24 protein-coding genes are annotated in these 21,081 nt (G+C 61.9%); 7 read left to right on the top strand and 17 right to left on the bottom strand.

Annotation, left to right across the window (positions count from 1 at the left end; translation table 11 throughout):
* Nucleotides 1–25: 25 nt before the first annotated feature.
* Complete coding sequence (locus BLW62_RS04580) at nucleotides 26–388, bottom strand: TRAM domain-containing protein (protein WP_090505593.1); 363 nt, start codon at nucleotides 386–388, stop codon at nucleotides 26–28.
* 263 nt (nucleotides 389–651) lie between these two features.
* Between BLW62_RS04580 and BLW62_RS04575 the strand changes: the two genes are divergently transcribed.
* Nucleotides 652–981: a HalOD1 output domain-containing protein gene (locus BLW62_RS04575; protein ID WP_090505591.1), complete on the top strand. Its 330-nt coding sequence runs from the start codon at nucleotides 652–654 to the stop codon at nucleotides 979–981.
* Between the two features lie 117 nt (nucleotides 982–1,098).
* Nucleotides 1,099–1,695: a nitrous oxide reductase accessory protein NosL gene (locus BLW62_RS04570; protein ID WP_090505589.1), complete on the top strand. Its 597-nt coding sequence runs from the start codon at nucleotides 1,099–1,101 to the stop codon at nucleotides 1,693–1,695.
* A 153-nt stretch (nucleotides 1,696–1,848) separates the two neighbouring features.
* On the opposite strand, the gene BLW62_RS04565 is transcribed toward BLW62_RS04570, so the two are convergent.
* The 4 genes from BLW62_RS04565 to tgtA form a co-directional block, all read right to left on the bottom strand.
* Nucleotides 1,849–2,727: an ABC transporter permease gene (locus BLW62_RS04565; protein ID WP_090505587.1), complete on the bottom strand. Its 879-nt coding sequence runs from the start codon at nucleotides 2,725–2,727 to the stop codon at nucleotides 1,849–1,851.
* On the bottom strand, nucleotides 2,724–3,458 hold the full coding sequence (locus BLW62_RS04560) for an ABC transporter ATP-binding protein (RefSeq protein ID WP_090505585.1): 735 nt from the start codon (nucleotides 3,456–3,458) through the stop codon (nucleotides 2,724–2,726). The genes BLW62_RS04565 and BLW62_RS04560 overlap by 4 nt, the downstream gene beginning before the upstream one ends.
* Nucleotides 3,451–5,388, bottom strand: coding sequence for a NosD domain-containing protein (locus BLW62_RS04555; RefSeq protein WP_090505583.1), 1,938 nt, complete (start codon nucleotides 5,386–5,388; stop codon nucleotides 3,451–3,453). The genes BLW62_RS04560 and BLW62_RS04555 overlap by 8 nt, the downstream gene beginning before the upstream one ends.
* Before the next feature lie 100 nt (nucleotides 5,389–5,488).
* Complete coding sequence (tgtA, locus tag BLW62_RS04550) at nucleotides 5,489–6,970, bottom strand: tRNA guanosine(15) transglycosylase TgtA (protein ID WP_090505581.1); 1,482 nt, start codon at nucleotides 6,968–6,970, stop codon at nucleotides 5,489–5,491.
* A gap of 328 nt (nucleotides 6,971–7,298) precedes the next feature.
* Between tgtA and BLW62_RS04545 the strand changes: the two genes are divergently transcribed.
* Nucleotides 7,299–8,765, top strand: coding sequence for a hypothetical protein (locus BLW62_RS04545; RefSeq protein WP_090505580.1), 1,467 nt, complete (start codon nucleotides 7,299–7,301; stop codon nucleotides 8,763–8,765).
* Nucleotides 8,766–9,149: 384 nt separating this feature from the next.
* On the opposite strand, the gene BLW62_RS04535 is transcribed toward BLW62_RS04545, so the two are convergent.
* Nucleotides 9,150–9,704, bottom strand: coding sequence for an NUDIX hydrolase (locus BLW62_RS04535; RefSeq protein ID WP_090506421.1), 555 nt, complete (start codon nucleotides 9,702–9,704; stop codon nucleotides 9,150–9,152).
* A gap of 177 nt (nucleotides 9,705–9,881) precedes the next feature.
* Here BLW62_RS04535 and BLW62_RS04530 point away from each other — a divergent pair, with 177 nt between their 5' ends.
* Nucleotides 9,882–10,157, top strand: coding sequence for a PadR family transcriptional regulator (locus BLW62_RS04530; protein ID WP_076579459.1), 276 nt, complete (start codon nucleotides 9,882–9,884; stop codon nucleotides 10,155–10,157).
* 186 nt (nucleotides 10,158–10,343) lie between these two features.
* Here BLW62_RS04530 and BLW62_RS04525 read toward each other — a convergent pair whose 3' ends face one another.
* From BLW62_RS04525 to BLW62_RS04505, 5 genes are all read right to left on the bottom strand, one after another.
* Complete coding sequence (locus BLW62_RS04525) at nucleotides 10,344–11,666, bottom strand: DUF4397 domain-containing protein (RefSeq protein WP_090505576.1); 1,323 nt, start codon at nucleotides 11,664–11,666, stop codon at nucleotides 10,344–10,346.
* A 155-nt stretch (nucleotides 11,667–11,821) separates the two neighbouring features.
* Entirely contained in the window at nucleotides 11,822–12,589 is a 768-nt protein-coding gene (locus BLW62_RS04520) for a profilin-fold protein (RefSeq protein ID WP_090506420.1), read from the bottom strand.
* Between the two features lie 419 nt (nucleotides 12,590–13,008).
* A complete protein-coding gene (locus tag BLW62_RS04515) occupies nucleotides 13,009–13,287 on the bottom strand; it encodes an alkaline phosphatase family protein (protein ID WP_090505574.1) in 279 nt (92 codons plus the stop codon).
* 132 nt (nucleotides 13,288–13,419) lie between these two features.
* Nucleotides 13,420–14,754: a polysaccharide deacetylase family protein gene (locus BLW62_RS04510; protein ID WP_090505572.1), complete on the bottom strand. Its 1,335-nt coding sequence runs from the start codon at nucleotides 14,752–14,754 to the stop codon at nucleotides 13,420–13,422.
* A 163-nt stretch (nucleotides 14,755–14,917) separates the two neighbouring features.
* On the bottom strand, nucleotides 14,918–15,328 hold the full coding sequence (locus tag BLW62_RS04505) for a hypothetical protein (protein WP_090505571.1): 411 nt from the start codon (nucleotides 15,326–15,328) through the stop codon (nucleotides 14,918–14,920).
* 166 nt (nucleotides 15,329–15,494) lie between these two features.
* Between BLW62_RS04505 and BLW62_RS04500 the strand changes: the two genes are divergently transcribed.
* The gene (locus BLW62_RS04500; RefSeq protein ID WP_090505569.1) at nucleotides 15,495–15,902 is read left to right on the top strand and encodes a pyridoxamine 5'-phosphate oxidase family protein; all 408 of its coding nucleotides are present in this window, start codon (nucleotides 15,495–15,497) and stop codon (nucleotides 15,900–15,902) included.
* Between the two features lie 25 nt (nucleotides 15,903–15,927).
* On the opposite strand, the gene trmY is transcribed toward BLW62_RS04500, so the two are convergent.
* Nucleotides 15,928–16,524: a tRNA (pseudouridine(54)-N(1))-methyltransferase TrmY gene (gene trmY / locus BLW62_RS04495; protein ID WP_090505567.1), complete on the bottom strand. Its 597-nt coding sequence runs from the start codon at nucleotides 16,522–16,524 to the stop codon at nucleotides 15,928–15,930.
* 181 nt (nucleotides 16,525–16,705) lie between these two features.
* Here trmY and BLW62_RS18520 point away from each other — a divergent pair, with 181 nt between their 5' ends.
* Nucleotides 16,706–16,879, top strand: coding sequence for an HVO_A0556 family zinc finger protein (locus BLW62_RS18520; protein ID WP_175459678.1), 174 nt, complete (start codon nucleotides 16,706–16,708; stop codon nucleotides 16,877–16,879).
* A 61-nt stretch (nucleotides 16,880–16,940) separates the two neighbouring features.
* On the opposite strand, the gene BLW62_RS04490 is transcribed toward BLW62_RS18520, so the two are convergent.
* From BLW62_RS04490 to BLW62_RS04480, 3 genes are all read right to left on the bottom strand, one after another.
* Nucleotides 16,941–17,132 (bottom strand): DUF8028 family protein, encoded by a 192-nt coding sequence (locus BLW62_RS04490; RefSeq protein ID WP_090505566.1) that lies wholly within the window; start codon nucleotides 17,130–17,132, stop codon nucleotides 16,941–16,943.
* Between the two features lie 4 nt (nucleotides 17,133–17,136).
* Nucleotides 17,137–17,325 (bottom strand): DUF7511 domain-containing protein, encoded by a 189-nt coding sequence (locus BLW62_RS04485; protein WP_090505564.1) that lies wholly within the window; start codon nucleotides 17,323–17,325, stop codon nucleotides 17,137–17,139.
* A gap of 288 nt (nucleotides 17,326–17,613) precedes the next feature.
* A complete protein-coding gene (locus BLW62_RS04480) occupies nucleotides 17,614–18,717 on the bottom strand; it encodes a S1C family serine protease (RefSeq protein ID WP_090505562.1) in 1,104 nt (367 codons plus the stop codon).
* A gap of 152 nt (nucleotides 18,718–18,869) precedes the next feature.
* Between BLW62_RS04480 and BLW62_RS04475 the strand changes: the two genes are divergently transcribed.
* A complete protein-coding gene (locus BLW62_RS04475) occupies nucleotides 18,870–20,237 on the top strand; it encodes a tRNA pseudouridine(54/55) synthase Pus10 (protein ID WP_090505560.1) in 1,368 nt (455 codons plus the stop codon).
* Here the strand turns inward: BLW62_RS04475 and BLW62_RS04470 are convergent.
* On the bottom strand, nucleotides 20,234–20,743 hold the full coding sequence (locus BLW62_RS04470; RefSeq protein WP_090505559.1) for a PIN domain-containing protein: 510 nt from the start codon (nucleotides 20,741–20,743) through the stop codon (nucleotides 20,234–20,236). The two genes, BLW62_RS04475 and BLW62_RS04470, sit on opposite strands and share 4 nt — an antisense overlap.
* Complete coding sequence (locus BLW62_RS04465) at nucleotides 20,744–21,046, bottom strand: hypothetical protein (protein ID WP_090506419.1); 303 nt, start codon at nucleotides 21,044–21,046, stop codon at nucleotides 20,744–20,746. It abuts the gene before it with no gap.
* Between the last annotated feature and the right edge of the window lie 35 nt (nucleotides 21,047–21,081).

Here is a 21,081-nt window from a genome sequence, read left to right as displayed (position 1 = left end):
GAGGGACCATTCAGGCAGCGACGAATCAGGCGCGGCGCTCGAAGGTCGCCGTCGCGGAGGTGTGTCCGCGGTTGAACGAGAGGATCGTGACTTCGATTACGTCGCCGACGGCGAGGCCGTCGGGAATGTTCTCGACGAAGACAACGAATCCCTGGACCTTGCAGACGGCCTGTCGCTCGCCGGTGTGGTGTTCGGTAAACTCCTGGACGGCAACGTCGTGGCTGTCACCGATTTCGACCGGCGCTTCACGTTGTTGAGCGTCCCGGTGACGTTCGTACGATTGCTGTCGATCCGACGAGTTGCTCCCCCCACGTACTCGGTTCACGAGCCACGAACCGAACAACACGGTGATGAGGAGGCCGAAAGCGAGCGACGTTACCTCGAACATAGTCGATGCAGGTGTCGCGGTCGTCTTTGCTGTTTCTGATCTCCGACGGATTCGACTCGATCCGGCCAGTTCGAACTGCCTGCCTCTCGAGCGTCCCTCGAGTCGCTCGCCGGAATCGACCTCGAGTGCTGTGATGTTGGAATTATTGTAGCGAGAACGACCCACTACTGGCGAATTCACAGCGATACAGGGACATCTAAACCGCTGATCAATCATGACACACGGCCACTACATTTTTCCCTTCCCGAACGTTGGGGTGAAGCGTGAGCGATCTATCCATCGGTTCGACTGAGAGCGGCCTCGATGAATCCGTAAGCGTCGCGGTCGTCACAGCGGTCGCGGACCGACGGGAAGTTCCCGTAACCGAACTCCCACCACTGTACGAGTGGATCGATCCCGATTCGCTGGACGCCCTGTTCGAACCGACCCGACGACACGGCTCCCGCTCTGGTCACCTCGAATTCAGCTACGACGGACACGACATCGTCGTCAAGGTCGAGAACGGCCTCGAGATTGCGATCGATGGGACAGCGGTCTCCAAATCGACAGCCGCTCGCGTCGAGTCAGGCGACAGCGCTCGAACCGACGTCTAATTGCCATCGAGTCGTTGTGATCGCTGCCGAGTACCACGCCACAGTCACGGTACGTTCACTTCGGGCGTTCGTGAACTGTACCAGACGGGGTATATTGTGGTCCTTCCAATATTACACATGGACCCGTCGACTTTATCGACCGTTCCCCCCCATCTCGTTTCCCGTCGAGCCGTCCTCGGCGGAGTAGCAACGGCCTCCCTGGGCGCAATTGCCGGATGCCTCGACGACGGCGCGGACACTCCAGCAGCGGTCGAGATTGAGGACGAACACGACTGTGACCAGTGTACGATGCGCATCGCTGATCATCCTGGGCCGGCCGGTCAGGCTCACTACGAGGACCCGTCGGATACCGTCGGCGACGACCGACCGGCTCGGTTCTGCAGTTCGCTTTGTACGTACGCGTTCACGTTCGATAACGAAGACGAAGCCGAACCCGAAGTGATGTACCTAACCGACTACTCGGTCGTCGAGGAGTCGGTGGAAGAAGACGACGACTCACCCGTCATTGGTCGTCACCTCGAGGCCGACGCGTTCGGAGACGCGACGGAACTCACGATGGTGGTCGACAGCGAGGTCGAAGGCGCGATGGGCGCCTCGATTATTCCGTTCAGTGACGCCGACGACGCCGACGCGTTCGCCGACGAGTACGGCGGCGACAGGGAAGATCACGACGAGATTACGCAGGAGCTGGTAATGTCGCTAATGCAGAGTTAAGCCCGACTCGCCGACAGTTCTGTCGCGACTCGGTTACGGCCCCGTTTCGTCGGAACCCGATCAGAATCCCGTTTTGTCACCGATAGCCGGATGGGTTCCTGCCGAACAGTACGATTGTTGACGGCGTGTGACGGCTGATATCGTTCGGAACTGCTACCGATTCAGTGCCCACGTCGCGACGCCAAGCGAGCCGACCGTCCAGCCGACGAGACTCACCAGACTCGAGATCGGCGCGGCGACGTCCGGCCCGGTACCGGAAGCGACGACGACGGCGCTTTCGAAGACGAGTCCGCGAAACGCGCTGAGCGGACTGAGCACGAGCGTGTAGACGAGTTCCGAGTCGCCGATAATGCCGATCGAGAAGCCGTACGCAATCGCCAGATCCATCCCGACGAGCAGGATGACGAGGGCGACGACAGCGAGGGCGAGTGCGCTGCGGGTCCCGCTGACGACCGACGAAATCGCGATCGCGATTGCGAGGACCGAGAGCGCGAACAACGCCGTCAGCACGACGAACCGGCCGAACAGCACCGGAGAATCGGCTCCGGAGTGCGTCGCGTAGATGGACAGCTGACTGCCTTCGGTCACGGCGACCGCGACCGCGACGATCACAAGTGGCACGACAACTGTGGCGAGGAGTCCGATCGCGCGACCGAGATAAACCCCGAGGACGAGTTCGCGGCCCGAGACGGGGTACGTCTCGAGGACGTCGAGTTCGCCTCGCTGGTCGTCGCCGAGGATGGCACGGTAGCCGAACGCGACAGCGAGTACCGGAACGAGCAACTCGAGCGGCGTGAGGAGGTCGACGAGCGTCGGCACGTAGCCCGCCTGGATGCTCTCTCCGACCACGGCGATTCCGAGGACGACGGCGGCGAACGCCAGCGCCAGCACGAAAAACGTGCGCGTTCGAACGACCGTCCGCAGTTCGCGCCGGACGATCGTTTTGAGGCGGTGTCTCGGACCCGGTGCTGTCCGCGTTTCGGTTTCGCGTACCGGCGTCGATCGACTCGAGGTCGAGCGTTCGTCGCTCATGCGTGCTCACCCTGAACGCTGACGGTGTCGAGGTCGCCTTCGATCGCGTTCTCGTAGACGGACCACAGCGAGTCGACGCCGAAGCGTTCTCTGAGTTCGGTCGTCGCTCCGTGCTGGACGAATTGGCCGTCGGACAGCACCAGCACTTTGTCGGCGATTCGTTCGACTAACTCGAGGTCGTGAGACGTCAGCAGGATCGACGTTCCCTCATCGGCGAGCGCCGACGCGACGTCGAAGACGTGCATGCTCATCCCCGGGTCGAGACCGCTTCCGGGTTCGTCGAGGACGATTATCGGCGGGTCGCCGATCGTCGCCTGGGCGACGCCGAGCAGTCGCGTCATCCCGCCGGAGAGCGCTTCGACGTTCCGGTCGGCCGCGTCTTCGAGACCGACGCGAGCGAGTCTCTCTATCGCGGCGTCGTCGTCGCCGACGAGCGACGCGTAGAACTGGAGCGTCTCGCGGCACGTGAATCCTGGTCGAAACGCGGGGTGTTGGGGCAGATAGCCGATCCGCCTGGCCGTCTCGGGCCCGTGGTACGTGATCTCGCCACCGGTCGGTTCGTGGAGTCCCGCGAGTGCGCGAATCAGCGTCGTCTTGCCGGCCCCGTTCGGGCCGATGATCGCCGTTACGTTCCCCCGCGGAACCGTCAGTGAAACGTCCTGCAGGACGGAGACCGCCCCGTAATCGTGATCGATTCCCGTCGCCTCGAGTATCGGTTGTGTCTCAGTCATCGGTCGGTGTACGCGTCGTTTCGTAGCACGTCCACGCCTGGTCGTCCCAGCCGGTCGCTTCGAGCCGGTCCGCGTTGATCGGTTCACAGGCCGGGTAGTTGTCGGTGATACTGCCGGTCCGCATTCCCGGAACCGTTCCTTCGAGCCCGGCGAGGCCCTCGAGCGCCGGTGCTTGGACGAGCGTCGGCGTGCCGTCGGTCGTGTGTAGTCGCTTGTCGACGTCGTCCGTCGGCGTGTACGACCGATCGGCGTAGTCACCGCTGGCGACGCCGGCAGCGCCTTGCCAGTAGTTTCCACCTCCATCGTCGCTCCAGATTCGTAGCGGTCCGCTGGTGACCGTCGCGTGCTCTTCGTTTGCGACAAAGTCGTTGCCGACGACGCGGTTCGTCGGTAACATCCCGGTCACGTCTGCTCCCACCTCGTTGCCGGCGACGACGTTCCCCTCGTAGATCGACGAGGCCGTATCGACACGAAGACCGACGTTCGAGTTCTCGATGCGGTTGTCCGCAACGTAAGTGTCGCTGCCGCCCGGACTGAGGCCAGTTTCGGTGTCTCGGATCGTGTTTCCGACGATCGCGTTTCGCTCTGGCCCCGTCATGATGTACACACCGGTGTTTGTCTGGCCGTGTATCTCGTTGTCCGTGACAAGCGACTCGTCCGTGTGCATCAGGTGGACGCCTAGCTGGTTACCCGTGACCGAGTTCGACCGGACGACCGTCGACGGGGACCGGTACAGGTACACGCCGTTTGTCGTTCCGTCGACCGTCGAAGTCTCGATCACTGCATTCGACTGGAGCAACAATATGCCAGCGAGGCCGTCCGTGGGGTCATCCGGTCCAACGACCGTCGCGTTTCGAACGGCGGCGTCGTCGGTTCCGTGCGTAAGGATTCCGCTCGCCGGGGTGTCGATGTGGACGTCCTGCACCAGCAATTCGTCGGCACTGTAGGCTGCGATGCCCGCGTCAGTGCTCGCGTAGTTCCGCATGAACGTCGCGCCAAGCTCCTCGTCGTCAACGTCGATATCGACGTCGCCGTCACCTCTCGTCGTTTCGCCGACGCCGTCGATCGAGACGTTTTGGACCGCGACACGCTCGTCAGTGACGGTGACCACCGAGCCGTTTCCGTCACCGCGAATCGTCACGTCCTCGTCACCGACGATCGTCAGCGGACGATCGATCTCGACGGTCTCTTCGTACGTTCCGTTCGGGACGCGGACCGTCGTGTCGGCGGGAGCCTCGTCGATCGCTTCCTGAATCGTATCCGCGTCGGAACCGACGACCGACGATGTCGGTCGCTCCGTGAACTCAGCTGTCTGTTCGACCCGACCGTCGGCGAGTTGTCGGTGGCTGTCGACGCGATCGCGCGCGACCGCCGCATCGTCCCGGTCGTACGTGGCTTCGAGAACCGACTCCCAACCGCGAACGTCGCCGCCGTACTCGTCGGCGAACGCGTCGGCGTCGTCGCGATCGGTAAACGGAACGACGGTCGTTCCAGCCGGCGTCTCCGCGTCGCTCTCGAGGACGTACCACGCCGTTTCGGCGTCGGTCCACTCCGGAGAGCCGTCCGTCGTCGGATACCCGTCGTCGTCCAGTTCGACGCCAGTCCCGCTGTAGTCGGTGACGTACACCGTCAGTGGGTGTCCGAACCGCTGCTCGTGTTCTGGCTGTTGCTGGTCGTCGGCAAACGTCTCGACGCCGTAGTAGCCGACGACGTACTGATACTGAGAATAGAACACTTGCGCTCGGGGAAGCTCAACGTCGTCGTCGAGTTCGCGTTCGGCTTCGAGCGTGATCCCGCTGTGAACCGTTTCGTCGAACGCGACTGGGTCCGGTGACGTCGAACCGGCGTCGACGACGAACAATCCCGCGGCACCGAGGACGACGACGATGAACGCGCCCAGAACGACCCTGGTTGTGGAGAGAGCGGGCACAACTGCTGCTTGGAGTTACGTCGGAATATACGGACTGGTCCGTCTCTAGAACGGGTTGTGCGGAAGACCAGAAACGAACAGTTGTCGACCTACCGCACAATCAGGGCCGATCGTCAGAGAGATCGGTCAACACCACGTCCTCGGGGACCCGCTCGAGCACACCCTCCGGCCAGCCCCGATGGCCCAACGTGATCGCCGCGTCGGGATTCGCCTCTACGAGTCGGCTGACGCCGTCTGCCGCGGCCTCGAGGGCCGCGCGATCCGTTCGATCTGGTACTTCCGCAGTGAGCGGATAGCTCTTCGAGAGCGCGCGGGGGAAGGGGCCAAACGGCGGTTGGACGCGCCAGGAGTCGTCGAACTCATCGGTCCGTGCGGAATTCCCTTCCGTGAGAAACAGCGAGTCCGGTACGGAAAGGCGCTCGAGGCGCCGATGGTGGCGACGGACTTCGGGTCGGCGGGCACTCTCGTGGGAGGTGTAGAAGAACGCGCCCTTGGAGACGGGGTCGCTTCGCTCGAGTTGGTCGGCGTGATCGAGCAGCGTTCGGTAGCCGTCGAGCATCGTCGGGTGGGCGCGGGCGCGTTGCTCGACGAGTTCGAGGAGGTTCCCCGCGCGGATGGCTTGCTTGATCCGGCGGATCTCTTCGAAGGTGACGTGGAGGTTGTGCGCGCCGAGTTCCGTCTCGCGTGCGTCGTCGGGCAGCGCGCGCAGTTCGTCGGGCGAGTGCTCGGTACAGACGGGACACGAACAGGGCAGATACTCGAGGTCCTCGAGGTGGCGAGTGCCACGAACCGTCAGGTAGCGATCGTCGCGGGCGTAGAGCGCGTAGGCTGCAGAGTCGAAGAGGTCACAGCCCATTGCGACGCCGAGGGCGAACATCATCGGGTGGCCGGCACCGAAGAGGTGCACCGGGGCGTCGGCGCCGAGACCGCGTTTGGCCCCCGCGACGGCGTCGACCATGTCGTCGTAGCGGTAGTCGTTCATCAGCGGGACGACCGCACCGACCGGAAACACGTCCAGATTCGTCGCGTCGGCGTGACGACCCGCCCGCTCGCGAAGATCCGGGTACGTCGAGCCCTGGACGGGCGCGCTGACGAGCATGTCTCCCGTCTCGACGGTTTCGGCTAACTCGAGGCGTTCCTGGGTCGTCTCGAGTTCGTCCTCGGCGCGCTCGCGGGGGACGTCCGGCGGAGTCGGGATATCGACCGGCGTCGCGATGTCCGAGCCGATCTCGTGCTGGAACTCGAGGATCTCTTCGGTCGTCACGTCTATCTCGCCGTACTCCGAGAGCTGGAACGAACCCGAATCGGTCATGATCGCGCCGGGGAAATCGAGCAGGTCGTGGAGGCCGTCCTCGAGGGCCTCCTCGCGGACGTCTTCGGTCCCGTGGATGATATACGAGTTCGTGATGAGGATTTCAGCGCCGAACTCCGTGGCCAGTCGACGGGGGGCGATCGTATCCAGATTCGGGTTGATCACCGGCAACAGCGCCGGCGTCTCGACGGTAACGTCTGCTCGCGGAACGGTCAACTCGCCGATTCGCCCACCGGCGTCCGTGTCCCGGACTTCGAAGCACTCGCGCATCGAACGTGGGTTGGGCCGTCCGACGTAAGTCAGTGAAGGTTTCGCCCGGGACGTGTCGGTCGTTTGTCTTCTCCCGCTCTTGAGGACGGTGCTGAGCAAACAAAACCATCCGTTACGGCGTCAGTGTCGGCTGATATCGGCGAGTGCAGGCACAACTACAAACCACGTCTACCGGGGGTGGTATTTTTCGAGCGAGAACGCTCATTCACTCGAGGGAGTGAATCAGCGATTAGCGACCGTTACACGAGTGCAAACTGCGACTTTCGCTGCGATAATCTCGTAACAGTCGGCTCGTTTTAGCCCGTGATCTGCCGATAGCACTGGACGCATGGATTCACGATCGCAGAAACTCGGTGTCGTATTCGTCGCTCTGATGGTTGCTCTCTCGGGGGGTCCTGCCCTCGCGGGTGCGTCGACAGGTGCGACCGACGATGCCGGCGACATGAGCGCAACGATTCAAGATACAGACGTTGAAACACTCGAGCTCGATGATGCCACCGTCGAAGACGCGACGATCGAAGAGCTGAACGTCGAGAACTTCGACGCTGACACGACCGAACTCGAAGAGGAACTCGACGGCGCTGACGACGAGAACGGCGCCGACGACGAGAACGACGACGCTGAGAACAACGACGAGGAAGAAACTGCTGCAGTCGTCCAAGACGACGAGGAAGACGAGGAAGCTGACGACAACGACGAGGCAGAAAACGGTGAAGAAGTGACGATCTCCGACATCCAACTCGAGCAACTCGAGCTACAGGATGTCTCCATCGAGGACCTCGAACTCGACGAAGACGACGAGGACGCTGACGACGCAGACGATGAGGACGCTGACGACGAGAACGGCGCTGACGACGCTGATGAGAACGACAACGACGAGGAAGAGACTGCCGCAGTGGTCCAAGACGACGAGGCAGACGACGAGGACGCTGACGACGAGGACGCTGACGACGAAGACGCTGACGACGAAGACGCTGCAAACGGACAGGATCTGATCGACGAGGACGCTAGCGAGGTCACCGTCGAAGAGCTCACCATCGAGACGATGGATGTCGAGACGCTGACCATCGACGAGCTAACCGTCGGTGACGAAGCTGACGACGAGGAGGCTGACGACGATGACGAAGCTGATGAGGACGCTGACGACGAGAACGGTGCCGACGACGCTGAGAACAACGACAACGACGAGGCAGAAACTGCCGCTGTCGTCCAAGACGACGAGAACGACGACATGGACGACGAGGAAGCGGACGATGAGGATGCTGACGAGGACGCTGACGACGAAGACGCTAACGGCGAAACTGAAGAACTCGGTCAGCTCACCATCGAGCAGTTCGATGTCGACGAGATTACCATCGACTCGATGACCGTCGACGAAGCCAACGAAGAGGAGGCTGACGACGCAGACGACGACGCTGATGCGGACGCTGACGCCGACGACAACGGTGCTGACGACGCTGCGGACAACGACAACGACGAAGCGGAAACTGACGCCGCCGTCCAGGACGACGAGAACGACGACATGGATGACGAGGACGCTGACGAAGAGACCGTCACGCAGGCCTCTGCATCCATGATCGACATCGGTGACGCGAGCGCAGACTCAATCACGCTCGCCGACGCAAGCGAACTCGAGGAAGCGGACGATGAAGACGCTGACGACGAAGACGCTGAAGACGAAGACGCTGAAGACGAAGACAACGGACTCCTCAACGGCGACGACGAGGACGATGACGAGGACACCGAGGATGACGAAGACGACGACGGACTCCTCCCAAGTGCGTCCCTGATCTAATTCAGGCGCCCCTCCGTACTTTTCTTCGCACTGCCGCCGCTCGAGCGCCCGCTTTCTCCCACGCTGGCGGATCGATGAACATCAGAGTAGCTCGGTACCCTCCTGGGACACCCGTCGAAAATTCCGATGTCGACGGCGAGATTGCGGAGGAACTCCGGGAGAGCAGCGACGCTGAGAACGACACCGATACCGAAGAACAACCCGCGTCGACTATCCGGAAAGATGACGACGGGTCGAGGAGGAAACCGTTGATGGCGAGTGGGTGAGGATTTCGGACATCACGTCGCTGATGTGGACGACGGCGAAGATGGCGATGACGAAGAGACAGGCGTCGTCGGCAGGGACGACGAGTAGTTTCGGGTAGCCGATTCTCCGTTTCGGTTTTCAGCTTTCGGCTTCGAAGAGCCGGTAGTACGACAGCGCGAGCACCAGTCGTCCGTCGCGGACGTCTCCCTCGCGGACGGCCTCGAGCGCGTCCGATTCGCTCCAGTGGGTCACGCGGATGCTCTCGTTGTGATCGAGTCGCTGTTCGGCCGTCGGTCGACAGCCGGTGGCGACGAAGACGTGGAGGACCGAATCGGCGAGGCCGTTCGCCGGTTCGACGGTTACCAGCGACTCGAGCGAGTCCGCTTCGTGGCCCGTCTCTTCGGCGAGTTCGCGCCGGGCGGCCGCCTCGATCGAGTCGTCGTCGGGTTCGGTCCCGCCGACGGGGATGCCGCGGTTGACTCGAGAGACGGCCTGCCGCCACTCGTCGATGCAGACGATGTCTCCGTCGGGGGTAAAGGGGAGGATGCAGACGCTCTCCGGTTCGGAGACGTAATCGAACTCGGTTTCGGTGCCGTCGGGTAACTGAACGGACTCGTTAACGACGTCGAAGCCCGGACAGGAGTAGGCTACCTGTTGATTCGTCGTCATCCAGGAGAGCGGATCGTTCGTCATATCGGCCCGTACGCCGGTCTCTGCAAAAAACGCGCCGTCTCGGCGTCGCTCTCGAGCGACGAGACGCACCGTCTCCGCCCGTCGGCCCTATGTCCTGCGTTCTGGTTTGCCGAGCGCTCGTACCTGCTCTATAACAAAGCCACAGATCGGTGAACGTCGTCATTCAGAGGGTGATCCATGGATCAGCTCACAGGCTTCCAACGAGACTTGCTGTACGTAATCGCCGGTAAAGACCGTCCGTCCGGACAGGAGATACTCGACGACGTCAATCGCTATATTGACCAACCGGTCACGCACGGCCGGCTGTATCCGAATCTCGACACCTTAGTCGAGAAGGAACTCGTCGAGAAAGGCCAACTCGATCGGCGGACGAACTACTACGCATTGACCCCGAAAGGGAGACGCACCCTACAGCGCCGTCAGGAGTGGGTCGACCAGTACGTCGACGTCTAACACCTCCTGACTGCTCTTCACAGCCGATCCAATCGTCACGAGAGCCGTGGCTCCACACTGTTACTCCGTCCGTTGTCTCTGCGGAGACGTATCTGCAATTTCTGTGGATAGTCGTCTCGCAACTGCTCACCGGTGCGTTGACGCGAAAAAACGAGGTGGGTGGATGGCGCGTGAGTCTACACGAGGTTAGTCGTCGGCCGGCATCGGCTCTTCTTCGCCGTCGGCTGGGTCGTCTTCGTCGGCGTAATCGTCCTCGGGGTCGGCCTCTGGCTCCTCCTCGGGTTCAGCCTCCGGTTCCTCCTCGGGGTCGGTTTCCGGATCGGTTTCGGGGTCGTCCTCGAGTTCTTCATCGTCGTCGAGTTCGTCTTCTGGCTCGTCCTCGAGGTCGTCTTCGTCGTCGTCGACTTCCTCTTCGTCCGGCTCAGCTTCTTCAGGTTCGCCGTCGACGTCCTCTTCGCCGCCGTCCACGGCGACTCGCATTTCGAACGGTCGGTCGCCCTCTGCGGTCGCACCGTCGCCGTCTCCCTCTTCGAAGTAGCCGATCACGTACACCGTGTACGCGGTTCCTTCCTCGAGGTCGGCTTCGGCGGCGGCGAGTGGGTCTTCTTGTGCGATGACGTCACCGAAGTCTTCGTCATCGTCGCCTGCCTCGAGGTCGTCGTCGTCCGATTCGAAGAGTTGGATGGTCCGGGAGCCGGAGTCGATCGGCGCGTATCCCGGTGGCTCGGCGTAGGCGACGTTTTCGAAGATGGTGTATCCGTCTTCTTCCTCCGTGACGTCCAGTTCGGGCGAGTTCGGCGAGGCGTTGAAGACGCGAAGCTGGGATTCCTCTTCGACGTCGTCGGGGCCTGCGTCGTAGAGCATCCGAACTTCGAACTCACCGTCGTCGGTGATCTCGTCTTCGTCCTCGAGGTCGTCGTCTTCGTCTTCGAGGTCGTCGTCGTCCTCGAGATCATCGTCGAGGTCGTCATCGTCCTCGAGGTCGTCCTCGGGTTCGTCTTCTACGTCGTCCTCAAGGTCGTCCTCGGGCTCCGCTTCGGGCTCGTCCACCGGGTCGTCGTCAGCGTCGTAGTCGTCGTCTTCACCGTAGTCGTCATCGTCGTCGTACTCGTCTTCCTCTTCCTGAATCGACGAGGCGGTTTCAGCCGTTTCGTCGCCGTACTCGCCGATTGCAGCGACCGTGTAGTAGTCCGTGTCGACCGTGATGGAGTCCTCGTAGATGGGCTCGTCGTCGCCGGCCTCCGTTATCGTCATCGTGTACGTACCGGGGGCGATGTCGAGGTACGGCGAGAGTTCGTCGTAGCCGACATCCGAGAGGACCTGCTGATTGGCGATGTAGACGTCCACGTCGGGTGCGTCCGGTGAGAAGTGTCCGACGCGAATCGCGCCCACTCCGCCGTCGTCATCGTCGACGTCGTCCTGGTTGATGGCCAGAGCCGTTCCAGTCAGTGCCGACCCTGCGCCAGCGACACCGATTGCCTTGATTGTCGTTCGTCGTGATAGCGTCATACTACGATAACGAATGGAGGGCGAAATCGGGAAAAACCGGTTAGTCAGTTAGCCTGATTGTCGCTTCGTTTACTCGGTCAAACGCTGTGTAGAGTGTCCGTAACTGATCGAACGGCTTTCCTACATTCGAGTATCGTCACCGAACACCGCTGCCCTTACCCATCTTCACCCAGAGAGACCTGCGACAGATCCGCCTCGAGTCCCCTGACATGTTCGTTGAACGCATCGACGAACGTGCCGACGTCGTCGGCGAGTCGGCGCACTTCAGGGGCCGAGGGCGGGCTGTACTGCGAGATGAGGTACGTTCCGTCCGAGCCGCCGACCCGGAGGTACGAGACCGCCCCCTCGTCCCACTTGAGCTCCCAGCGCGTCCCCGAAACCGTCGTCGCGTACGTGCCGTAGTCGCCCTCGTAGCGATAGAGTTCGCTCGCCATCGCGTTTCCGACCTCGCGAATCCGTTCGACGATTCGGTCGCGTTCGGCGACTAGCTCCGCCGTCGACTCGATTTCCGGAAACTCGTCGGGAACGTCCTCGAGCAGCCCGTCGAACGAGCGCACGTACTCGTTGTACGTTGCGACGAACGCGCCGTAGTCGGCCATCGCGGTCTCGAGCGGTTCCGGCTCCGGTGGCTGCTTGCTCGAGACGACGTACGTCTCCGCGCCCGATTTGGGGTCGAATCGAAGGTACTGCACGTCGCCCGCGTCGTACTTGAGCGTCCACGACCCGGCGTCGGTGTCGAACGTCTCCTGGCCGTAGTCGCCGCCCTGTAACACGGCGAGTTCCCGCGCGATCTCGCCGGCGTGTGCTCGGACGCGCGCGGCCAGTTCGTCGCGTCGCTGGGCGATGTCGTCCATCCCGTCGACGGCCGCCTCGAGTCCGTCAGTTCCGCCGATTTCGTCGCTCTCCTCGCTCCCGTTGGTCATTGTTCGAGTGAGGGACTCGAGGGCGATACCCCTTGCGTCTCGGGAATCGAGAAACACCCACCCGACGCGGTGGAGGCGAGCGAACAAGCCGATAGCTACAGCGCGGCCTGCCCGGCGATCGATTCGGTCGCCTCCGCCCTCGTTCTCGTCCGCTTCTCTAACCTCGATCTCGACCTCGAGATCGTCGAGAAGTTGCTCGAGAAAGGCGTCCGTATACTGAATCGTGTCGTCGTAGGAGTCGACTAGCACGTCCTGAAACACCGACTCGAAGGGCAACTCGTGCTGACTGGCGAACAGGAAGCGTTCACGAGATAGCTCAGCAATCGCGACCGCGAGCGGTATTCGGCGGGCGGAAGGTGTGGCATATGGACGTCGACGAGGAAAACCCAGCGGAAGTAGGGCGACGCTGCGTCGGCGAGTCACGCCTGACTGTCGTCGGAGAACGACTCCCAGTCGACGAACGTATCCTGTCTCTGGTACCAGTTGAACAGTGTTGTCACGCCGTCGGTGACGACGTTTCGCTGGTCCGACCCACCGTCGACGAGTCCGTTGGCGAGATTCACGTCCACGAAGTCTTCGAAGTGATCGAAATCCCGGTCGACGTTGACGTCCCGAGAGGTCCACGGATTAGCCGTAAACGCCGCCGTTTTGTACGCCATCTCCGAAAACTGTCGTGGCAGCGTCTGTCGCGAACGCATGTGCTGTCGGATGCGTTCCGTGTAACCCTTCTCTGTCAACTCGAGGTACTCGGCTCCCTCGAGTGAGTGGCAGTGGTCGACTCGAGTAGACGAACCGATGGAATTCTGGCGATCGCTGCGCGCTAACCGTCCTCACTCGTCGTCGGCGACAGGCTCAGTTTCGAGGTCGGTGACAGCTGCGACCTCGAGATCGCCGTCGTCGACGTACTCCTCGAGACGTTCCATCGTCTCTTCGAAGCGCTCGAGCGCGTCCTCGTCCTCGAGTGAGCCGTAGGCGAAGACGGTGACGCCACCGAGTTCTTCCGTCCGTTCCAGGTATTCCTCGGCATCGTCGACGGCCGGATCGAACACGCGCGGGTAGCGGGTCGGATCGACGACCGCTCCCTGAACAGGGTCGCCGCTGGCGAACGCGAGGTCGACGGTGTCCGCGACGGCCTCGAGTGACGCGGTGTCGTAGCGGCCGTTCGGATACGAAACGTAGGCCGCGCCGTCCTCGTAGCCCTCGTCTTCGAGCCACTCCTGGGCGTCCTCGAGTTGCTCCGTTAGGTCGTCTGCGTCGATTTCGTCGAACGCCTCTCCGGTTTCACCGTGGCTGGCAACCGTCCATCCGGCGTCGTCGAACTCCTCGAGGTCTTCTTCCGTGAGGAAATCGCCTTCCTCCTCGTCGTCATCATCATCATCATCGTCGTCATCATCATCGTCGTCGTCATCGTCGTCATCATCATCGTCGTCCTCGAGAATCAGTTCCGTCGGCACGAACACCGTCGCCGGATAGTCGTACTCCTCGAGAATCGAGAACCCCTCGTCGGCGATCGATTCGTGAGCGCCGTCGAATTGGAGCACGATCACGCCGTCGTCGACTCTCGGAAGAATATGCAGATCGTCTATCAGGAGTTCGGCCTCCGAATCGTCGGTGAAAATCGCGATGTGGATCGCGGTAATTCGCTCGAGGTCGACGGTCGTATCCACGCTCGAGACGCCGAAGTGACTCCGCATGAGGTCCTCGCTCTCGTGAACCGTCGCGCGAAATTCGATACTGTTGTTGTCCTCGTCGAACAGCTGAATCCTCGGCGTCACCGTCTCCGAAGTCGCGACGGCTATCCCGAGGTTCAGCGCCGAGCAGTCGATCGGCTCCGTGAGTTCGCGAACGATTCGGACCTGTTCGTGGTGGTCTCTGGCCTCGAGCAAGACAGATTGCTCGCCAGTGACGACCTCGTCTTCGACGGCCGTCATCGCACCGTCGATCACCTCCCAGGCGTCGAGGTCACTGAAATCGTCGATCGTCCCCCGTTCGTCGGGTCCCTCGAGTTCGACCGGGTCGTCGTCACTCGAGTCGTCGTCCACCCCCTCGGTGCTCGCCGATTCGTCCGCCTCTCCGTCGTCCTCGTCGTCACCGAATCCGACGCAGCCGGCTGCGGTCACCATCGCCGCACCGGTCGCTGCCCCGAGATACGCCCGTCGATTCATGCCCGTCGGTTCGACCCGATGAAGGGTTGTTATGTGCGAAATACACGACTGTCGAGACGGCGTGTCCCTATCGTGTGGATGCGCGCATCGTCGGGTGAGACGGCTACTCGTCCTCGTTTTCGCGGCTTCCGCCGTTTCAGCCGTTTTCGCAGTTTTCGCCGTTTCAGCCGTTTTCGCCGGTACCGTCGTCTCCGTCGTCTTCGGCGTCGTCTCCGTCGTCTTCGGCATCGCCTCCGTCATCGTCGTCGATATCCTCGTCTCCGACGTCACCTTCGATTTCGTCGTCTTCTTCACCCTCGCCGTTTCCGGCGATATCCTCGTCGCTGTCGTCCGTGTCCTCTTCATCCTCGGGGTCTTCGTCCTCAGTGTCCTCCTCGTCCTCGTCTTCTCGTTCCTGGCCGTTGCCCGTCCCTTCCTCCGCCGAGGGGTCCTCGTCCTCTTCGGGGCCGGCTGGCTCCTCGGGATCTTCCTCTTCTTCCTGTCCCGGGCCGCCACAGCCGGCCAGTAGCGCCGTCGACGCTGTGGCCCCGGCCAACTGGAGCAGCCGTCGTCGTGACTGTCGGTTTCGAGTCATTACCAGTACGATAGCCTCGAGCGCTGAAAAGCCACCAGCCGACACTCGCGTGGTTGATTCGCGCGTACGGGAAGACCTTAGGTCGGTCGATGCGACGCGCGCCCGTCCTCGAGGAACCTCCCCATGTAGGCACCACAACAAAACCGTGGCTCGGTGAACTAATCCTATGGCATCCGTTCCCGACGACTTCCAAGACCTCTTCGAGAAGCGAACGATCGCCCACGTCGCAACCGTCGGCGACGAACAGACACCACACGTTACTCCAGTCTGGGTCGACTACGACGCCGAGGACGACCGAATACTGGTCAACACCGAGCGAGCGCGCCGGAAGGTCCGGAACATCGAGGACGATCCATCGGTCGGCGTCAGCATGACCGATCCGGACAACCCCTATCGCCGACTCTCCGTCATGGGCGAAGTCGACGAGCTCACCACCGACGGCGCTCGAGAACACATCGACGAACTCGCTCGCCGCTACACCGACGCGGACGAGTACCAGATGCCCATCGAAAGCGAACGCGTCATCTTACGTATCCGCATCGACGAAGTCGTCGACGCACAGGACTCGAGTTGAGGAGAGGGAGGGTTCGACCCGCCGATCAAAATGTCTCGTACCCGTCCGTATCCAGATAGTGATGTGCCACCGTAATCGCCTGATCGGCGTGTAACAGCGACGGCCCCAGTCGAAGCCGCCGGTCGACAACGTCCTCGAGCAACTCGACTTCCTCGTCGGTGAAATTCTGGTGATCCGAGAGGACGAAGATGGGGTCCTCGAGTTCTTCGACGTCTCCGACCGACTCCCCGTCCTCGTGGAGTTGCACGACGGTGCCGTCGTCTGCGAGTTCCTCGAGCGTCGCCTCGAATCCGCGACGATAGACTTCGATTCCGGGGCTCGGTTCTGCGGGAAGTGCGCCGATGGCTTCCTCGCGGTGCTCGAGGGCGTTGCGAACCAGGGCGGCCGTGCTTCGTTCGTCGGGGTTCAGCCGACGAAGCTCGCTGCCGTCGAAGGTGATCGTGAGTTCGTCCTGTACGATGAGGTGGGTGCGAACGTCTTCGCGAATACCGTGTGAGGTGACGAACGAGGCGGTAATCGATCGACAGAGGGCGTCTAAACGACCGGCACCGCCCGCGAGGTCGTCGAGCGAAAAGTCGGCGTCGGTCGGAATTTCGTGACCGATGCATACGAACTGGCGCATACTCGCAGGTGAGCGGCCGATGGGATAGCCTCCACGATTCGACCCGCCGAGATGGCTCGAGTACAGTCGGACTCGACGAACGGCTCACCCCGCCGAAATCAGCCCGCAGCGACGTGCACACCGAATTGGCTGGCATAGGCATGGCCAACCGTTTCGCGTCTCTCGAGAGTGGGATACGGACATGGCAAAATCTCAGTCGTCACCAGCGAAAGGCGATGAGTCAGGACTCCTTGCACATCTCGACGGCAGAGCGTGTCCCTACTGCGAATCGGGAACGCTCGAGGAAGGCGTCTACAAGGACAATCGCGCGGTGATCTGCACCGATTGCGAGACGCCACACGCACAGTTGTGGTGAGAGGCGCGGCGAAGAAATCGCGAGTAGCGAATGCAGGCGGCGACGAACCGCGAATTGCGACTTACGGTTGCGAACCCGGGTACTCGTGTCCGACGATCAGCGCGAGCGCGTGGACCGAGAGGAGGCCAACGAGGACCAAGAACGTGCTCGCCGAATCGATTCCGGCGAGGAAAACCGGCAGGTAGGCGACCGGCAAGAGCGTGCCGAGCCAGAATCCTGCGGCAGTGATTGTGTGGTTCAGGTGGCGGTTCATTGTCTTAGCGCATCGATTCGAGCGAGACAAACGAGTCCGCTTGGGCCGTGATCCAGGTGGTTGTGAGGATGTCGTCACTCACGCCTCGCGGGAAAATCGCACACTCGTCGGGGGCGTCATCGTTCTCGATGGTGACGGAATCAAGCGTCGTCGGTTCGCTTTCGGCGTGGTGTGAGTCGGCATTCGTGTTCATCGGTGACAGGCGATCGTGGAATCGCGCTACCTGCTGCTAGCGCCGAATACCCTATTGTTATCGACCTGCTAATCCGCTGAACGGTGTCGATTGCGTTCATTTTCGTTCGAGTTTCGCTCGGTTATTCACGCTGCCGTGAACGAAATCGTCTCGTGGGTGTACGCCGCGATTACGGTATTTCCTGTGTGCGACAGCGGCGAACCTATCCGTGTACGTGAGTATTGTAACCGTTTACACGATCCGATTTCGACGAAAGTGGACTCGACTCGAGTTAACGCAGATAGGGTGTTACTCCATCGACGGTCGGGCACCGAGCGTGAGCGACTCCGTGGCCTCTGTTCCGTCTCGCAAGAGACCGATTTCGATCGTATCTCCGGGACTTCGCTCTAGTTCGAGGTACCTCGAGAGGGCGTGCTGGTCGGGAATTGCCTCGCCGTCGATTTCCCGGATCACGTCGCCGCCAATCGGCAGTGGCTCGCCTTGCCTACTGATCGACGCCGGTTCGAGGACGCCGTCCGCTGGCTCACCGTCTACGACGTCGACGACCATGACGCCTGCGGCTTCCTCGAGGTCGTTTTCGTCCGCAATCTGTCGGTCGACGGTGGCGAGTTCGATCCCGAGATACGGGTGCTCGTACTCGCCCGTCTCGATGATCGACGGGACAACGCGGCTCGTGATGGCCGCCGAGATGGCGAAACCGATGTTATCCCCGCCGCCGGCGTTGATGACGCCGACGACGTTCCCGTCGAGATCGACGAGCGGGCCGCCACTGTTCCCCGGGTTGACTGCGGCGTCGGTCTGAACCACGTTCGAGTGCGAAAAGTCGCGGTCGGCCGTCTCGAGCGTTCGATCGACGCCGCTGACGATCCCTTCGGTCATCGTTCCCTCGAGTCCGAGCGGGTTGCCGATCGCGAGTACCTGCTGGCCGACGACGGGGTACTCCTCGGAGAGCGAGAGCGGCGAGGACTCCTCGGGGACGTGGTGGGCCTCGAGGACGGCCAAATCACTGTAGGCGTCGGCACCGACGACGGTCGTGCTCGTCCAGTCGCCGTTGATGTACTGGAGGTCGACTTCGGTGCCGTCTGCGATCACGTGTTCGTTCGTGACGAGGTGCGTGTCGTCGATGAGGAAGCCGGAGCCCTGTCCCTCGCCGTCGCTACCGAGACCGGTATCGATGCCCGAGACCTGGACCTGCGTCACCGAGTCGATGACGTCCTCGTAAATTTCGGTGTAAACCGAGCCGTCGGCGACGTTGTCCGGGTCGTACGTGTTCGAAGAACTTCCCTCCATAGTGTTCTCCGAACGGGGTTCGGCACAGCCAGCGAGGACACCGGCCGCTGCCGTTCCGGCGAGCGTGAGCAGCCCTCGCCGATCCAGTGTGGGGTCGTTCATACTGGTGGAATAGGAAGCGACCCATTTGAACCTCCGGACTCTCGAGTGTTGACACGTCGATATCATCAGCTGGATCCGAGGACGTTCATCCGCGGTGATTCCAGGCCGCCAAAGGGAAAACGTGTTACCCGCGGCCGCCCGTTTGCTGTCATATGATCACGGAAGACGCCCGCGCGTTACTCGAGACGGGGCCCGTTTGCGACTCCTGTCTGGGGCGGCCCTTCGCCGAGCGAAGCTTCGGCCTCACGAACGACGAGCGCGGCCGCGCGCTTCGAACGACGATTGCGATGGCCGACGACGAGGATTACGACCCGACCGAACCGGCGGAGTGTTGGGTCTGTGAGGGATACAGTGGCACCTACGACGCCCTCGCGGAGACCATCGTCGACGCCCTCGCCGACGTCGAGTTCGACACCTACCAGGTCGGGACGCGAGTGCCGCCGCTGGTCGAGGAAAACGACCTCCTCCTGCGCGAGGACGCCGATCTCGAACCCGACGCCGGCGAAGCGATCAAACGCGACGTCAACCGCGAAGTTGGGCGTCGCGTCGGCGCGAAGACGGGAACCGACGTGGACTTCGACCGACCCGACGTACTCGCCGTCGTCGACCTCGAGGGATTCGACCCGCTCGAGGCCCTCGAGTCGGGGTCTATCACGAGCCACGCAGTCGACGTGCAGGTCAACGCCGCGTTCGTCTACGGCCGCTACCGAAAACTCGAGCGAGACATTCCACAGACCGAGTGGCCCTGTCGAGAGTGTGGCGGCAGCGGCACGCAACTCGCTGACAGCGGCGAAGAGCCCTGTGACTACTGTGGCGGCTCGGGGTACATGTACGACACGAGCGTCGAACAGGTCGTCCGTCCGCACGTCGTCGACGCGCTCGAGGGCGACGAGGGAACGTTCCACGGCGCGGGTCGCGAGGACGTCGACGCCCGAATGCTCGAGGAGGGTCGCCCGTTCGTCCTCGAAGTGACGCGGCCACAGACGCGCGAGACGGACGTCGACGCCCTCGAGCGAGAGATCAACGAGGCTGCCGAGGGAGCAGTCGAAGTCGAAGGCCTGCGCCTCGCGACCTACGACATGGTCGAGCGCGTCAAGGAACACGACGCGAGCAAACACTACCGCGCCGACGTCGAATTTGGCGACTCGGTCGACGAAGCGGCGTTCGAGTCCGCACTCGAGGAACTCACCGGGACGACCGTCGATCAGGACACGCCCCAGCGCGTCGACCACCGGCGCGCAGCCCTCACGCGCGAGCGAACCGTCTACGACATGGACGGCGAGTTACTCGAGCCCACTCGGGCCGAGGTCCGTATCCACGGCGAGGGCGGGCTCTACGTCAAGGAACTGGTCAGCAGCGACGAGGGCCGTACCGTCCCGAGTCTGGCCGGCGTGCTCGAGACAGCGGCCGAGGTGACGGCACTCGACGTGACGGGTGTCCAGGGTGAGGACGAGCCGTTCGAACTGGAGGCGTTCTTCCGCGACGAAATCGACACGTCAGACGAGAGTATCGACTCTTAGTCCGTTTCGAGGCGAGCTCGTGTCCGTTGCACGTAGCTGTTCTCTTCCCAACTTCGTTTTGCAGCAATCGAATCGAGAAGCGTAATCGATTGCGCTGGCGTAAGTAGCTCGTTGCGACTGAACGACGAGAGAAGTACCGGCGTCGTCACGAGTCGGGTATCGGCAAGCGATGCGTGGATCAACCCGAGGCTATTGAACTCGTCACAAAGCAGTATCTCAGCATTCTGGCTATTTGCGAGACTCACTGCTGCGTTTTCACCATCGTCGAGCGGAAATTTTTGATCGAGTTCGACTGACTGACACTGGTCCGTCGTGAGTAACTCGAGGACTCGAGATGCTGCCTGTCCGTGAACGTCGTCGTACAGTGCTGTCTCTTCGAGTTCACCATAGACGGTGTCTGGGACCGATAAATCGTATTCCGTTTCCAGTAGGCGAAGCGGGGATCCACAACCGTCGGCAATTCCGAGACTAACGAGCGCCGACGTATCTGCGATCACCTCGGTCATTTATAGATCAGCGATTTCGTCGATATACTCGTCGTTGAGTTGCTGCTTGAGTACACGAAAGTTGGCTGCCTCCTCACGGCCGACGAGTTCAGTCAACTGATCGAACGTAATCTCATCGTCGTAATAGGCCGCGGCGATTTCTTGTTTGAGTTCGTCGTCGTGGGCCGCTTCACGAAGATACTCTCTCAAAGCGGTAACGAGAATATCCGTTCGATCCGAACCGAAAACTGTTGCAAGTGCATCTGCTCTGTCAACGAGTTGATGGGGTGCCCGAAACTGCACTCGCTTCTTTTCCGAGCTCATCGTGTGTACATTGTACATCTAACACCAAAGGTGTT

It is taken from the genome of Natronorubrum sediminis (assembly GCF_900108095.1).
Taxonomy (GTDB): domain Archaea; phylum Halobacteriota; class Halobacteria; order Halobacteriales; family Natrialbaceae; genus Natronorubrum; species Natronorubrum sediminis.
This window is presented reverse-complemented; position numbering and strand designations above follow the sequence as displayed.